General features: G+C 68.2%; 14 protein-coding genes. 9 read left to right on the top strand and 5 right to left on the bottom strand.

Annotation, left to right across the window (positions count from 1 at the left end):
* The first annotated feature begins 5 nt into the window (after positions 1-5).
* From AC1DN2_RS07855 to AC1DN2_RS07825, 7 genes are all read left to right on the top strand, one after another.
* The gene (locus AC1DN2_RS07855) at positions 6-905 is read left to right on the top strand and encodes an NAD(P)-dependent oxidoreductase (protein ID WP_476849879.1); all 900 of its coding nucleotides are present in this window, start codon (positions 6-8) and stop codon (positions 903-905) included.
* Positions 906-1,023: 118 nt separating this feature from the next.
* The gene (locus AC1DN2_RS07850) at positions 1,024-2,490 is read left to right on the top strand and encodes a GntP family transporter (protein WP_476849878.1); all 1,467 of its coding nucleotides are present in this window, start codon (positions 1,024-1,026) and stop codon (positions 2,488-2,490) included.
* Positions 2,490-3,374 (top strand): class II fructose-bisphosphate aldolase, encoded by an 885-nt coding sequence (locus AC1DN2_RS07845; protein WP_476849877.1) that lies wholly within the window; start codon positions 2,490-2,492, stop codon positions 3,372-3,374. The genes AC1DN2_RS07850 and AC1DN2_RS07845 overlap by 1 nt, the downstream gene beginning before the upstream one ends.
* Before the next feature lie 122 nt (positions 3,375-3,496).
* Positions 3,497-4,837: an acyltransferase family protein gene (locus tag AC1DN2_RS07840; RefSeq protein WP_476849876.1), complete on the top strand. Its 1,341-nt coding sequence runs from the start codon at positions 3,497-3,499 to the stop codon at positions 4,835-4,837.
* Positions 4,834-5,178: a GNAT family N-acetyltransferase gene (locus AC1DN2_RS07835; protein WP_028276599.1), complete on the top strand. Its 345-nt coding sequence runs from the start codon at positions 4,834-4,836 to the stop codon at positions 5,176-5,178. The genes AC1DN2_RS07840 and AC1DN2_RS07835 overlap by 4 nt, the downstream gene beginning before the upstream one ends.
* Before the next feature lie 123 nt (positions 5,179-5,301).
* Positions 5,302-6,066, top strand: a complete 765-nt coding sequence (locus AC1DN2_RS07830) for a hypothetical protein (RefSeq protein WP_230008346.1) — start codon at positions 5,302-5,304, stop codon at positions 6,064-6,066.
* A gap of 25 nt (positions 6,067-6,091) precedes the next feature.
* Positions 6,092-6,874, top strand: a complete 783-nt coding sequence (locus AC1DN2_RS07825) for an SDR family NAD(P)-dependent oxidoreductase (protein WP_230008345.1) — start codon at positions 6,092-6,094, stop codon at positions 6,872-6,874.
* A 12-nt stretch (positions 6,875-6,886) separates the two neighbouring features.
* On the opposite strand, the gene AC1DN2_RS07820 is transcribed toward AC1DN2_RS07825, so the two are convergent.
* Complete coding sequence (locus AC1DN2_RS07820) at positions 6,887-7,942, bottom strand: FUSC family protein (protein WP_476849875.1); 1,056 nt, start codon at positions 7,940-7,942, stop codon at positions 6,887-6,889.
* A gap of 215 nt (positions 7,943-8,157) precedes the next feature.
* Positions 8,158-9,759, bottom strand: a complete 1,602-nt coding sequence (locus AC1DN2_RS07815; protein WP_476849874.1) for an MFS transporter — start codon at positions 9,757-9,759, stop codon at positions 8,158-8,160.
* Positions 9,760-10,129: 370 nt separating this feature from the next.
* Here AC1DN2_RS07815 and AC1DN2_RS07810 point away from each other — a divergent pair, with 370 nt between their 5' ends.
* Entirely contained in the window at positions 10,130-10,387 is a 258-nt protein-coding gene (locus AC1DN2_RS07810; protein ID WP_476849873.1) for a hypothetical protein, read from the top strand.
* A gap of 25 nt (positions 10,388-10,412) precedes the next feature.
* Here the strand turns inward: AC1DN2_RS07810 and AC1DN2_RS07805 are convergent, their stop codons facing one another.
* On the bottom strand, positions 10,413-12,998 hold the full coding sequence (locus AC1DN2_RS07805; RefSeq protein WP_476850004.1) for an ATP-dependent DNA ligase: 2,586 nt from the start codon (positions 12,996-12,998) through the stop codon (positions 10,413-10,415).
* A gap of 109 nt (positions 12,999-13,107) precedes the next feature.
* Between AC1DN2_RS07805 and ku the strand changes: the two genes are divergently transcribed.
* Positions 13,108-14,106 carry a non-homologous end joining protein Ku gene (gene ku / locus AC1DN2_RS07800; protein ID WP_476849872.1) on the top strand — a complete coding sequence of 333 codons (999 nt, stop codon included), beginning with the start codon at positions 13,108-13,110 and terminating at the stop codon, positions 14,104-14,106.
* 35 nt (positions 14,107-14,141) lie between these two features.
* Here the strand turns inward: ku and AC1DN2_RS07795 are convergent, their stop codons facing one another.
* Both AC1DN2_RS07795 and AC1DN2_RS07790 read right to left on the bottom strand, forming a co-directional pair.
* Positions 14,142-14,429 (bottom strand): DUF7218 family protein, encoded by a 288-nt coding sequence (locus tag AC1DN2_RS07795; RefSeq protein WP_476849871.1) that lies wholly within the window; start codon positions 14,427-14,429, stop codon positions 14,142-14,144.
* A gap of 322 nt (positions 14,430-14,751) precedes the next feature.
* Positions 14,752-15,033 (bottom strand): HPr family phosphocarrier protein, encoded by a 282-nt coding sequence (locus AC1DN2_RS07790; protein WP_018774864.1) that lies wholly within the window; start codon positions 15,031-15,033, stop codon positions 14,752-14,754.
* Positions 15,034-15,092: the final 59 nt, after the last annotated feature.

Raw genomic sequence — 15,092 nt, 5'->3', positions numbered from 1 at the left:
ACACCATGACCAGCAACTACACCATCACCGTCCTTGGCCTTGGCGCCATGGGCCTGCCCATGGCCACGCGCCTGGCAAGCGAGCTCACCGTCCACGGCTTCGACATCGCCGAACCGCGCCTGAAGCTGGCTGAAGAGGCCGGCATCCGCACCTTCGCCTCCGCACGGGAAGCCTCGAAAGGCGCCGACGCGCTGCTGCTGGCAGTGCGCAACGGTGAACAGCTAAACGATGTCCTGTTCGGCGAGAACGGCGTGGCCTCCGTGCTCAAGCCGGGCGCCGTCGTGATCCTGGGCAGCACCGTGGGCACCGAGGCCATCCCGGCCGCCGTCGACCGCCTGGCCGAATACGGCGTCGAACTGGTTGATGCCCCGCTGTCCGGCGGCCCCAAGCGTGCCGGCGAGGGCGACCTCCTGATCGTGGTGGGCGCCTCGCCCGAGGCCCAGGAAAAGGCCCGCCCGGCCCTTGAGCTGCTGGCCTCCACCCTGACCGTGGTCGGCGACAAGCCCGGCGACGGCCAGGCTCTCAAGACCGTCAACCAGCTGCTCTGCGGCATCCACATCGCCGCCGCCGCCGAGGCGATGGCCCTGGCCGACGCCCTCGGCCTGGACCAGGCCAAGACCCTCGCCGCCCTTGAAGCCGGCGCGGCGGGTTCCTTCATGCTTTCCAACCGCGGACCGCGCATCCTGGAGGCCTACACCGAGGACGGCGCCGAAGTCCTCAGCCGGCTGGACATCTTCGTCAAGGACATGGGGATCGTCGGCAAGGCCACCCGCGCCGCCGGCCTCGCCGCCCCGGTGGCCGCCGCCGCCGAGCAGCTCTACCTCCTTGGCCAGGCCCAGGGCCTCGCCGCCGCCGATGACTCCGCCGTCATCAAGGTCGTCGCGCCCACCAGGCGCACCGCCTAACCAGCCACCCCCATCCCCGACGACGGCGGTCCCCCCTCCGCCGTCGCCGGGTCCCCACCCCACTGTTCCCGGCGACTGACTCGCTGGGCGACCTTCCTGTCAAAGGAGACACCTCTTCATGACCCCCCTGCTCAATTCCCTGATGGTGCGCGCAGCCGACGCGCCCGTCATCAAGCCGGCCGTGGAGCTGGGAACTCCGCTGCTGCTGACAATCGCGGCGGCCGGCGTCGCCCTGCTGCTGGTGATTATCATCCGCTTCAAGATCCAGGCCTTCGTGGCCCTGCTGACCGTCAGTATCCTGGTGGCCGTGGCCGCGCAGATCCCGCTCAAGGACGTGTTCACCGTGGTGGCCGCCGGGGTGGGAGGCACCATGGGCAAGGTCGCCCTCCTGATTGCGCTCGGCGCGATCCTGGGGCGGATGATCGAGGTATCCGGCGGCGTCCAGTCCCTCGCCGACCACTTCACCGCCAAGCTCGGGGCCACCCGGGTGGCCGTCGCCCTCACCGCAGTCGGCTTCCTGGTGGCGATTCCGGTGTTCTTCGAGGTCGGCATCATTGTCCTGGTGCCGGTCGTCTACGCCTTCGCTAAAATTGCCAACGTCCACCCGGTGAAGTTCGGCCTGCCCATGGCCGGCATCATGCTGGCCATCCACGTGGCCGTGCCCCCGCACCCGGGGATTGTTGCCGGTGCCGGCGTGCTCGGCGCCGACATCGGACTGATCGCCCTGATCTCGCTGACGATCTGCGTGCCGCTGGGCTTCCTGTCCTACTGGGTCGCGTCCATCATGAACCGCAAGACCTACGAACTGCTGCCGGCCGTCAAAACCCAGGTGGACGAGTTCGGCTCCGCCACCATGGTCCGCGTCGGCCACGAGGGCCCGGGCAGCAAAGCCATCGCCCCGCCCCGCCCGGGACTGATCATCTTCCTCATCGCCACCCCGATCGTGCTGATCCTCCTCGGCACCGTCGGCACCCTGGTGATCGACAAGAACGACTTCTGGTACGGCGTCGCGGCGTTCGTGGGCAACCCCGTCTTCGCCCTGCTGGTGGCCGTTGCGCTCTGCTTCTTCCTCCTGGCCGTCCGCCGGCAATGGTCGCTGACGGAAACCGGCGAAATCTTCGAAGGCGCCCTGCCTCCGATCGCGTCCATCCTGATGGTTGTTGCGGCAGGCGGCGTGTTCGGCAGCGTCCTGCAGGTGAGCGGAATCGGCAAGGCTCTCTCCGAATCCCTCGACACGCTCGGCGTTCCGCTGCTGCTGCTTGGCTTCATCATCTCCCTCGCCCTCCGCGCAGCCCAGGGCTCGGCCACCGTCGCGATCGTCACCACGGCCGGCCTGCTCTCCTCCGCCGTCGCCGGCGGCGGCTACACGCCGGCGCAGACCGCCGTGATCGTGATCGCCATCGGATTCGGCGCCCTCGGCCTCTCCCACGTGACCGACGCCGGTTTCTGGGTGGTTGTGCGCTACTACGGACTGACCGTCGCTGACGGCCTCAGGACCTGGACCGTGCTCACCACCGTGCTGGGACTGGCAGGCTTCGCCCTGACATTCGTCGCCTGGATGCTGGTGGGGGGACTGAGCGCCTGATGCGTACCCAACTGGACACCCTGGTGACCGGCGCCCTGCAGCAAGGCTCTGCCGTTCCGGCGTTCACCTGTTACGACTTCACCACCGCGCTCGCCGTTGTGGGGGCGGCCGAGGAATCCGGCCGGGGCGCCATCCTGCTGGTCGCACCGAAAACCGCGGCAACGCCCAACGGGCTGCGGCTGATCGCCGCCCTGCGCGGACTCGCCGACGCAGCCTCCGTGCCGATTGCGGTGCAGCTGGATCATGCCACCGACCCGCAGGTGATCGCCGACGCCGTCAGTGCCGGGGCCGACTCGGTGCTGGTCGACGGGTCCTCGCTGCCGTACGAGGACAACATCGCCCTGGTCCGGAACGTCCGCGCGGCCTTGGCAGCGCAGGGCCGGGCCGACGTCGTCATTGAAGCAGAACTCGGCGGACTCGCCGGCGACGAGGACCGGGCCTTCGGGACCGACGCCGCGGATAACGCAGGCAGCACAGTGGCGGACGCCCCCGCCGGGCTCACCGACTCCGCCCAGGTGGAGGACTTCGTGGCCCGCACCGGGGCGCAGCTGCTCGCCGTGGCTGTGGGCAATGTCCATGGCAAGTACAAAGGGGAGCCCCGGCTGCGCTGGGACGTGCTGCAGGACATCGCCGTGCGGACCCGGATCCCGCTGGTCCTGCACGGCGCCTCCGGCATTCCGGCCGAGGAACTGGTCAAGGCCGCCGCGATGAACGTGGGCAAGGTCAACTTCAACACGGAGTTGCGCACCGGCGTCCTGGCGGTCCTTGAGGAACAGACCACAGCGCACCGGGCCGACGGCGAGAACCTCCAGGCACTGCTGGGCCTGTGGAATGCCTCGGCCAGGACCTTCGCGGCCACCGCCCTGGCCACACTCTCGCGCTGACACTGTGACTGCCAGAGCAGTATGGCCCGCAGCCGGCGCGCATCCGGGCCATACTGCTCTGGCAGCCAGGGCGCCGCGGCCCGACAATGATGGCAACACAGCCTGTCTTCCCGAGGGGTGCCATGCTTGCGCAGCAGCGGCCAACCGGCGACCCGGCGCCGATGCCGGACCGAGACCCGGTGATCGACCTTGTCCGGTTCTTTTGCCTGGCATTGGTGGTGGTCGCGCACACCATGATGGTGAGTCCCGTACTGCACCCGGACGGCACCGTGACGTCCGAGAACACCTTGGGCGATCAGCACTGGTTTGAACCAGTGGTGTGGGTCTTCCAGATCATGCCGCTGTTCTTTGTGGCCGGAGGCATCACCGGGCTGCAGTCCTGGCGCCGGCTCCGCGCCAGGGGCGGCAACGCCTTCGATTTCATGCAGGCCCGGCTGCTGCGCCTGATCCGGCCGGCCGCCGTCCTGCTGGCGGTCATGTTCGTTGGCCTGTCGGCGGCCCGCCTCGCAGGGGTTGACCCTCAGGTCATCGAGCTGCTCACCAGCGGAGCCGGCATGCCGCTGTGGTTCCTGGCCGCGTACCTCGCCGCGCAACTCAACCTTCCCTGGCTGGCGGCCCTCCACACCCGCGCGCCATGGCTGACCTTCGCCGGCCTCACCGCCCTGGTGGTGACGGTCGATTGCCTGCGGGGAGTGCTGCCGCTGCTGGCATACCTGAACATGCTGTTCCTGTGGTGCGCCGTGCAGCAGCTCGGATTCATCGTGGCGGATGGCCCGCGGCTGCTGCCGGGCCGGCCGGCGCACCTGGGCATCATGGTTGCCAGCAACATGCTGCTGGGGCTGATAGTCCTGCTGGGGCTGTATTCGGGGAACATGCTGGTGAACCTCAATCCGCCCAATGTGACGCTGCTGCTCCTGGGCATCTCGCAGGCCGCCGCCCTCCAGCTCTTCCGGCCGGTGCTGTCCCGGATCGCGTCCGTGGCCGGGGTGCGCCGGATGATGGGCGTGGCCGGCCGGCGGTCCATGACTGTTTATCTGTGGCATCTGCCCCTGCTGGCGGCGATGTCCGGTGTGCTGCTGCTGACGGATTTCCCGCAGCCCCCCGGGGGTAGTGCGGCCTGGTGGTGGGGGCGGCCCCTGGTGCTGTTGGGCGTCATCGCCCTGCTGCTGCCGGTGGTGGCATTGTTTGGCAGGCTGGAGGAGCGGCCGACGGCGTCCGGCCCGTCGCCGAGCCGGCCGGCGGCCGCCGTGCTGCTCGCCGCCGTCGCCGTTTTTGTCCCGGCAGTCAACGCCGCGCTCACCGGGCTCACGCCCGGGCTCCTCGGCGGGGGTGCCGCCTGCTTCGCGCTCGCCGTCGTGCTCCTGGGCCGGATTCCGGTTCGGCTCACGACGCCACCTGACGGGCAGGGCGGATCGGAACCGCCATTGCCACGCCCGCCATTAAGTGCCAATGTCGAACCATGACGGAGAACTCGGCAACCACGGAAGACACCTTCACCCCGGACGTCTCCACCACCCGGAACGACGAGCTGCACCGTTACGAACTCCGTGTCGGCGACAAGCTGGCCGTCCAGGTGCGCTTCATCGACAGGCCGGGCCATATCGACTTTATCCACACGGATACCGCAGAGCAGTTCCAGGGCCAAGGGCTCGCCAAAGTGCTGGCGCACTTCGCCCTCGATGACGTGGTTGCCTCCGGCAAGCGGATCATCCCGAATTGCCCGTTCATGTACCGCTACCTGCGCAAACATGAGTCGTACCACCAGTATGTGGACTGGCCGGAGCGGGTCCCAGAGGGAGCCTGAGCGCCTGGCGCGGGGGCCGGAACGGCATCATCGGCCTGCCCGCTTGTGGGCAGCGGACCAACCTCGTAAAGTTTGACCAGAGTTATGCAGTTGGCTCTTGGACAGGTGACTTTGGAGTACCCCATGAACCATAAACTGCGTGTGCTTGTCCGGGTGGACGTCGATCCCGCACAGGTCACCCTCGAAATTACCGGCTGCGTTACCCAGTCTGACTCAGCAACCCTCCTGCACATTGTGCGCCGCGCCTGCCGCCTCGAACCGGGCGCCGCCGTGGTCATCGATCTCCACGGCGCCTCCCACCTGGACCCTGAGGTGCTGCTGGATCTCCGGCGTCTCGCTGATGCCGGACACCTGCCCTCTCCCGATGCCGGGGGCTCCGCAGAGTCCGGACCGCTTCGTTTCACCCTCGACGAGCCGGCGGTGCTGCCAATCTGCCTCGTGCACGTCGGCGCCGACGCCGAAGTCCTCGCCGGACTCGACACCGACGACCGCCCAGCCCCCGTTGCCGTCGCCGGGAACGGAGACAGCGAAGCTGCCGGACTGCTCGACGTCGGGCCCGGCTCCGGATCCGACTCCGGGCTGGGGGAGGCCAACAGCCCGCTGGCCGCGGAAACCGGCGGCGCCAGCGACCTTGGCTCCATCGACGGGCTGGCGCTTTCGGAGTACTTCGAGGGAACGCTGGATCCTGTGGCCACGGTCCGGGCACTGTCCGACACGGCGTTGTGCCGGCTCGCTGACGCTCTCTACCGCCACCTCGACACCAGCAGCCCCTCTTTCGGGGCGCACACCTGGTACGAGCTTGCGGCCGAAGAGCTTCAAAACCGCCACCTGCTCGATGACGGTGACCCGGCAGGGGACGAACTGGCGCAGGACACGGCCCTGGCCTGAGCCGGGACGAGACTAGGCTGTCGCTATGAACCCTCAAACAGCCTCTACATCCGGCAGCACAGCCATGGTCACGGGCGCGACGGCGGGCCTTGGCGCCGAGTTCGCCCGCCAGCTCGCCGAGCAGGGCCACCGCGTGGTGCTCGTGGCCCGCGACGCCGGCCGCCTCGCGGCCACCGCTGCGGAGCTGGAGAACAGCTACGGGACCGCGACGGAGACGATCGCCGCGGACCTGACCGACGACGCAGGGATTGCCGCCGTCGTCGCGCGCCTGACCGACCCCGCGCGGCCGGTGGAGATCCTGGTCAACAACGCGGGAATCGGCCTGCTGCGGCCCTTCGAGGACAACGACATTGCCGAGGAGAAGAAACACCTGAAGCTCCATGTCGAAACCGCCATGGAGCTCAGCCACGCCGCCCTGCAAGGCATGCTCGGGCGCCAGTCCGGCAGGATCATCAACGTCGCCAGCGTGGCGGCCTTCCTGCCCCGCGGCACCTATTCCGCAGCGAAGGCCTGGCTGCTGAGTTTCTCGCGCTCGGCCAACATGGCCTATGCGGCGCGCGGGGTGAAGGTCACCGCCGTGTGCCCCGGCTTCACCCACACCGAGTTCCACGACCGGATGGGGATGGACAAGACGGCGACGCCGCGCTGGATGTGGCTCGAGGCCCGGCAAGTGGTCAGCGAGGGACTGGCGGACAACGCCAAGGGCAAGGCCGTCTCGATCCCCAGCAAGCGCTACAAAGTCCTGACCTCGGTTTCGCGGGTGCTGCCCTCAAAGCTCATCGCCGGGCCGGCGCGGCGCGCCAAGTAGCCGCCGGGTACATCAGCGGACGGCCAGGCGCCGTCGGCGGATCAGTACGACGACGGCGATCCCGACGGCGGCGCCCACGAGTGTTTCGACGGCCCGTTCGGTCACCAGCACGGCGGGATCGGCCGGCGCGGCAAGCTGTCCGACCAGCAGGATCACCGGGGTGAAGGAGACCATGGCAAGGCCGTAGTGCCGGGTCATGAACAGCTCGGTGCTGAACTGCAACACGATCACCAGGCAGACCAGGACGGCGGCGTCCTGCCCGGGGAAGGCCAGCAGCGGTGACCCCGGCCACGGGAACAGGACCGCCGCGACCACCACGAGACCGCCCAGTGTCCCGACGATCCGGTGGACGCCGCGGTACACGCTGCTGGGCAGGTCCGCACCGGCAAGCGGCACCGCCGCCGCGGCCATGGCCCAGTGCGGGTGGCCGCTGCCGCTGAGGACCCCCAGGGTCCCGGCGCCGCCGACAGCGGTGACGTAGCGGGCGGCATGCAGCCACGCCGCCCGGCGCCCGGCCCCGCGCAGCACTGTGACGTCCCGCCGCCTCCCGCGCTGCCAGGTGCGGCCGACAAACCAGCCGCCAAAGCCGACCATGATGGAGAACGCGGCCGATCCCGCGGCGATGAGAACGCCCGTGTGCCAGGGGACGGCGGCGGGAACGGAGGCGCACGCGCCCAGGGCCAGGATCCCGAAGAAGGGGCCGGCGGGTTTCAGGGCCGTCTTGTCCGTGAACACCGAGCCCACGCCGGCGAACGCGGCCTCAATGATCACCAGGGCCCACGAATGAATGTGGTGGGCCGAGAGGAAGACGCCGACTCCTACGCCGGCAACCAAAAGGACAGCCGCCTGGCCTTGATGCCGGAGCCGGAGCTGGTGAGGCTCGGTGCGGCCGTACATGCCGGTCAGCGCGCCGAAAACAGCGTAGCCCGCCAGCCCGGGGCGACCGGCCGCCAGGAGCGCCAGGGACGGAACGGCCACGCTGATCGCCACCCGCCAAGCCGACACGTGGTCCTTGTTGGCCGGGGCCAGGCTGTGCAGCGAACGGATGTGGTGCAGCAGGGACTTCACAACTGCCTCTCCGATTCCTGTGGTTCCTGTGGTTTCCCCGGGGGCCCGGGGTTTGCGGGGTTCGCGGGGCCCGGGTGCTGATAGTGGTTCGGACACGCCTAAGGCCTGCCCGGATGCGTCCCCCAACGGGTAAGCATCCGGAACAGGCCTCAAAGGGCGGGGCTGTCAGCTACGTAGCCTGGACTGCTGCTGCCGGTCCGGGCGGACCGGCAGGCTTAGGCTGTGGCCGGGACTTTCTCGGCATCCCCGCGCCCTGCGGTGGAATCGACGGCCGGTGCGACCATGGGCATGTCCATGTGCTCGAGGTCGATCAGCGGGTTCTCGTCCTGCGTCGCGACCAGCTCGCGGGCCTCAGCCTGGGTGTCCACGCTCGGCATGGAGCCGGGCAGCGGCATCTGCGCGGATTCCTTGAGGAAGTAGATCGCTACTGCGCCGATCGCCGAGGTGGCCATCAGGTAGTAGGCCGGCATCATGTCGTTGCCGGTTGCGCTGATCAGGGCGGCAACGATGAACGGCGTGGTGCCGCCGAAGATGGCCACCGAGAAGTTGTACGCGATGCCCATGGCGCCGTAGCGGCTGGCCGTCGGGAACTGGGCCGGCAGGGCCGACGCCAGGTTGGCCACGTAGAACGTCACGGGGAAGGCAATCAGGGAAAGGCCGGCCAGCGTTGACCAGATTTCACCGATGCCGATCAGCAGGAAGGCGGGGGTGGCGAGGACGACGGTGCTGATGGCGCCGATCCACAGCACGGGGCGGCGGCCGATCCGGTCAGAAAGCCTGCCGGTCAGCGGGATGCAGAGGCTCATGATGACCAGCACGGGGATGGTCAGCAGCGTGCCGTGCAGCTCGTCGTAGCCCTTGGACTCCGTCAGGTACGTCGGCATGTAGGAGGTCAGTGCGTAGCCGGCGGTGTTTGCTGCCGCGACCAGGATCATCGCGACGATGAGGGAGCGCCAGTACGCCTTCACGATGCCCACCGGGCCCTTGGAGGCTGTGGTGTCCGAGGCGGTTGCGTCCTTTGCGAGGTTCTCCTGGGCATCCAGGGTTGCCTGGAACTGCGGGGATTCCTCGATCTTGCTCCGGAAGTACACGGCGATCAGGCCGAGCGGGCCGGCAAGGAGGAACGGGATGCGCCAGCCCCACTGCTCCATGGTGTCCTGGCCGAGGGTCAGCTGCAGCACCGAAACGAGGGCCGCGCCAAGGGCGAAACCGAGGTAGCTGCCCATGTCCAGGAAGCTGGCGAAGAATCCGCGGCGCTTGTCAGGGGCGTACTCGCTCACAAAGGTCGTGGCGCCGGCGTATTCACCGCCGGTAGAGAAGCCCTGGATAACTTTGAACAGGACCAGCAGGACCGCAGCCCAGATGCCGATCTGTGCGTAGCCGGGCAGGAGCCCGACGGCGAAGGTGCTGGCGGCCATGATCATCAGGGTCGCGGCGAGGACCTTCTGGCGGCCGATCTTGTCGCCAAGCCAGCCGAACACGACTCCGCCGAGGGGGCGGGCGATGAAGGTGGCGGCGAAGGTTCCGAGCAGGAACAGGGTCTGGACGGACTTGTCCGCCTCCGGCAGGAATACCGGTCCCATGGTGGTGATCAGGTAGCCGAACACGCCGACGTCGTACCACTCCATGGTGTTACCCACGATGGTGCCGCCGAGTGCCTTCTTGAGCATCGGCTGGTCGACAACGTTGACGTCGGACTCGCGGAGTCGACGGCGACGTAGCTTCGGTTTCTTCACACCCTTGGGTGCGCCTTGGTTGGTTCTGCTGGCGTCGATGACGCCTGCTGAAGAGTCGGTCGTGCTTCGGTCTGTGGGCATTTGGGAAGCTCCTAGGGAGATCATTTGCTTGCGACTTGTAGCTGCCCCGCTCTGGGCAGGCTTTCAATTTTACGGGAATTCTCTGGAGTTTCCGAGTTGCGTGCCGTATGATCGCCCATTTCGCGTGCAAATTGGGGGCAATTCACTAATTTCTTTTGCCCGCTTTCGCCGCGCGGATACTGGGAACCGGCCATCCGGGCGGCGCCGCGCCCAAAATTTTCCGCGCCAGCCCTCGATTGCGGGGGTTTCCGACGGGATTCGGGCCGACGGAAAGTCCGACGGCGGGCGCTACAGACATCTCCCCGGGGCAGTCCTACGATTGATGGACACTTCATTTCACAGCGGTTAATTACAGCGGGAAGGAAGATCAATGGCGGATCATCAGTTCGGAGAAGAAATCGAGCCCGAGGTCGCGAGCCATCTGGCGCAGTCCATGGCTGAAGCCCCGGGACCCGAGGCCCTGCACCACGCTCCCCCCGGGCCCGGCCAGGGACAGCAATGGCCGGACGGCAGCGGCAAGCAGCGGCACCCCAAGGACCGCGACACCGCCCGCGGGCGGCGGGGCCAGCAGGTGGCCGCCGGCGCCATGCACCGGCAAAGCCGTCCGCAGCTGCCCCACCACGACTAGCCCCATCACCGCTGGCCCCACACGACTAGGGGCCGGCGGCAGGGTCAGCCACGACGTCGGCTGGCGCCTTATCCAGGCGCCAGCCGCGCCACACCGGGTGCCGGAGCTTCCCGCTGCCGGTCCATTCCCCGAAGGTGACCTCGCCGACGAGTTTTGCGCTCACCCAGTTGGCGTCTGCCGCGTCAGCGTCCGGCACGTCCCGGAACGGGGAGGTCTTCCGTGGCAGGGCGTCGAGTTGTTGCCTGAGTTCCTTGAGTTCACGGGTGCTGAAGCCGCTGCCCACCCGGCCCACATACCGTAGTTTTGAGCCGTCCGGAATCCCCAGCAGCAGCGAGCCCACGGATTCCCGGCGCCCCCCTTTCCCGGGCCGCCAGCCGCCCACCACCACCTCCTGGGTCCGTTCAACCTTGAGCTTGAGCCAGGACCGGCTGCGCTGGCCGACGTAGCGCCCGTCCGTGCGCTTGGCCATGACCCCCTCGAGTCCGAGCTCGGCGGCGCTTTCCAGGATGTGCGCGACGTCGCCATCGATCACGCCGGAAAGCTCCACCGGGGCGGCGGAAGGGCGGAAAAACTGCTCCAGCCGGCGGCGCCGCTCACTCAGCGGCTGGCGCCGCAGGTCCTCGCCGGCGTCGAAGAGCAGATCGAACAGCATCAGCCGCACGGGCGTCGACTGCTGCGCCCGGGCGACGTCGGCGGCCCTGCTCAGTTTCATGCGGCCCTGCAGCAGCCCGAAGTCGGGCCGGCCGGAGCGGCCGACGGCGATGATCTCGGCGTCGGCGACGAAGCCCTGCTCCGGCCAGCAGGACCGGTCCGTCAGCTCGGGGTAGCTCACTGACATGTCGATGCCATTGCGGCTGATGAGCCGGACTGTCGTTGCGTCGCCGATCACCAGGGCCCGCACCCCGTCCCACTTGAGCTCGATCTGCCAGTCCAGGTCCGGAAGGTCCGCCAGGGTCCCGGATGTGGCCAGCATCGGGCTGAATCCGGAGGCGCCGGGGGCACGTTCGGTGCCGGCGGCGGTTTCCGCTCCGCCCTCGCGGTGGCCGCGGCCGTCCGCTGAGCCGTCCTCCCCGCCGTCGTCCGCTGCCTCGTCAGTGTCTTTCTCGGTATGCTCCGCCGTGCCGGCCGGGTTGTCCGCTGTCCCGGCCGGGGGCCGCGGGCCGGGACGGCCTTGCGGGCCCGCAGGGTCCATCAGGTGGATCAGCCACTGGTCATCGGCCCGGCCGGTGTGGATCAGGGCGAACCTGCACGGTCCGCCGAGGCCGCCGCCCTCCGCGCCGGTCAGGGTGGCGATGACCTCCTTGCCCGCGATCCATTTTTCGCATTCGTAGTGTCCGTGGTCCCAGATGCTGACCGTCCCGGCGCCGTACTGGCCTTTGGGAATGTCACCCTCGAAGTCGGCGTAGTCCAGCGGGTGGTCCTCGGTCTGGACCGCGAGGTGGTTCTTGGTTTTGCTGGTCGGGACGCCCTTGGGCAGCGCCCAGGACACCAGCACGCCGTCGCGTTCCAGCCGGAAGTCGTAGTGGAGCCGGCTGGCGTGGTGCTCCTGGATGACGAACTTCTCCCGCCGTGTCCCGCCGTCGTCCCCGGCGTGGTGACGGTCCGCGGTGAAGGGCTCGGGAGTGGCCGACCTGTCCCGTTTGGTGCGGTACTTTTCCAGCCGCGGATCGGTGTCGCCGCCGTCGCCGGCCGGCTCGGGAGAGATTTCGGCCCGCCCTCCGGGCAGGTGGACGTCCCGGTGGTCCACCCGGCGGTCCGGCGCGTGCGCCGCCGGGGCTCCGGCGCCGTGCCGGCCACCGGAAACCGGGGCGAACGGATCCTTGCCGGCTGCGACGCGCTTCATCACCTCCTGGAAATCCAGCTGGTGCAGCGACGCGGAGCTGAGTTCCCGCCATGTCCGCGGGGCGGCCACCGTCGGCCGGAGCCGGCCGCGCAGCGAGTACGGCACGATCGTGGTCTTGGCGGCGTTGTTCTGGCTCCAGTCCACCAGCACCTTGCCCGTGCGCAGGGTCTTTTTCATGTCGCTGACGGCGAGATCCGGGTGGTCTGCCTCGAGCGAGCGGGCCAGTTCGCGGGCGAAGTCGGAAATCCGGTCCGAGCTCTGGGACCCGTCCAGGGCCGCGTAGAGGTGGATGCCCTTGCTGCCGCTCGTCACCGGTACGGGGTCCAGGCCAACGTCCTGCAGGATGGTGCGGGCCAGCCTGGCCACCTCCACGCACTCCGCCAGTCCCGCGCCCTCGCCCGGGTCCAGGTCCAGCACCAGCCGGTCGGGCGGCATGGCGTTGCCGTGGGAGTCAACCCGCCACTGCGGCACGTGGATCTCCAGGGCCGCGATCTGGGCCAGCCAGGTGAGGGTGGCGGGATCATTGACCAGGGGATATTGGATGGTCCGGTCCTTGTGCGTGATGGCGGCACGGGGCACCCAGCCGGGCGTTGAATGGTCCAGGTTCTTCTGGAAGAACATCTCTCCCGGGGCATCTGCGGTCCCGACGCCGTGGACCCAGCGCTTCCGCGTGGCCGGCCGGTTGCGGGCGGCGGGGATCAGCACCGGCGCGACGGCGGCGTAGTAGGCCAGGACGTCGGCCTTGGTGGTGCCCGTCTCCGGGTACATGATTTTTTCCAGGTTGGTGAGCACCAGTTCGCGCCCGTCCACGCGGACGCGTTCCTTACCGTTGGGCAAAACCCTTCACCTCCGCGCAACTGTGATGTTCACTTGATCCATGAGAGCCATCTGGAAAGGCGCAATAGCGTTCGGGCTGGTCAACGTGCCGGTCAAGGTCTACAGCGCCACCGAGGACCACGACATCAGCCTCCACCAGGTCCACAACGCCGACGGCGGCCGGATCCGCTACCAGCGCCGTTGCGAGGTCTGCAGCAAGGTCATCGACTACGAGGACATCGACAAGGCCTACGAGGACGACGGCCGCACGGTGGTCCTGACGCGCGACGAGCTCAAGTCCATCCCGGCGGAAAACAGCCACGAAATCGAAGTGGTCCAGTTCGTTCCGGTCGACCAGCTCGATCCGATGATGTTTGAAAAGAGCTACTACCTTGAACCCGACTCCAAGTCGCCCAAGGCCTATGTGCTGCTGCGGCGCGCCCTCGAGGACACGGACCGGGTGGCAATTGTGCAGTTCGCGCTCCGGGACAAGACCCGGCTTGGCGCGCTGAGGATTCGCGACGAGGTCCTGGTGCTGCAGTCGCTGCTGTGGGCCGACGAGGTCCGCGAGGCCAGCTTTTCTGCACTCGAGACCTCCATCCGGATCTCGGCGCAGGAACGCGAGATGTCCGCGGCCCTGGTTGACTCGATGGCCTCCGACTTTGAGCCGGACCAGTTCACGGATGATTACCAGGAGCAGTTGCGTCAGCTGATTGAGGCCAAGCTGGACAAGGGGGAGTCGCTGGACACGGAGGAGACCTTCGGCGCCCCCGCCGAGGCCGGCGAGGGCGAAGTTATCGACCTGATGGAAGCACTCAAGCGCAGCATCGAGAAAAAGCGCGGCGGCGGGCCGGCGGAGACTCCTGCCGGGGGCTCCGGTTCTGCTGCCAAGGCCGCCCCGAGGACCTCCGCCAAGACGGCGGCAGCCAAGTCCACGGGCACTAAATCCACGGCCGCCAAGACGGCGGCAACCAGGACTGGTTCCAAGACTGCGGCGGCTTCCAAGACTGAAGCGGCGCCTAAAGTGACGGCGTCGAAGACGGCGCGAAAGCGTGCCTGAGCCCGGATGCCGGCTGGCGCCGTCGTGCACGTTAATCAGGAGTTCCGCAGGGTGGAGATGAGCTCGCTCTTCTTCTTGGCCGAGTAACCTTTGAGGCCGATCTCCTTGGCGCGTGCCTTCAGCTGCGGCACTGTCCAGTCCTCGTAGTCTCCGGCCTTGCCGCCCTTGCGGCCGACCGAGGAACGGCCCCGCTTGGCGGCGGCGTTGGAGATCCTGGCGGCTTTTTGCTTGGAGGCGCCGTCCTCGAGCAACTTCTCATAGAGCTCGGGGTCCTTGATGCTGGGGCTCTCTGAGCCTTGTGGCTCGCCTTTCGTCGTTGGCATGGCTGCGCGATCATCTCCTTCGGCCGGGAACCACCTGGGCGGCGTCCCGCGGTCGGTGCCGCGGGGGATTCCAAACTAGCCGCGCCGCGGGGCCGTGACAAGCATTTGCTAAGGCCGCTTATAAAAGTTGCCCCGACGGTCCGTCGCCAGAGCAACGCGGGGTCACTTAGCGCCCAAGTTCCCCACCGGAATGGGCCGTAAATGACCCCGCGTTGCTTCTGAACGAAGCGGCAGGCAACGCGAAGGCCCGGCCGGCCCCTGATCGGGGCCGGCCGGGCCAACTGAAGTTGCCGGTGTTCCGGCGCGGGGCCGGAAGGTGGGGCTATTCGGCGTCGTGATCCGTCTCAAGGATCTGCACGAGGCGGTCAAGTGCGGCGTCGGCGCCCTCACCTTCGGCACGCAACACCACAACTTCGCCGTGCGATGCGCCGAGGCTCATCAGCGACAGGATGCTGGCGGCGTCCATCGCCTCGTCCTCGGGCTCGCCCAGCCGGGCAATCGTGATCTCGAGGTTGTCGAACTCGCCTGCAGCCTCGGCGAAGATGGCGGCCGGACGGGCGTGCAGCCCGACCCGGCTGGCAATGGTGGCGTTACGTTCGGTCATTTCTGCTCCTTGAAGTCAGCTTGGGTGTTTGTCAGCTGTGAGTATCTGCTTGGAAAATC

The sequence above is a fragment of the Arthrobacter sp. 01L42 genome (assembly GCF_056400005.1).
Note: the sequence above shows the minus strand (reverse complement) of the source record. Positions and strands in the feature narration are given on the sequence as shown.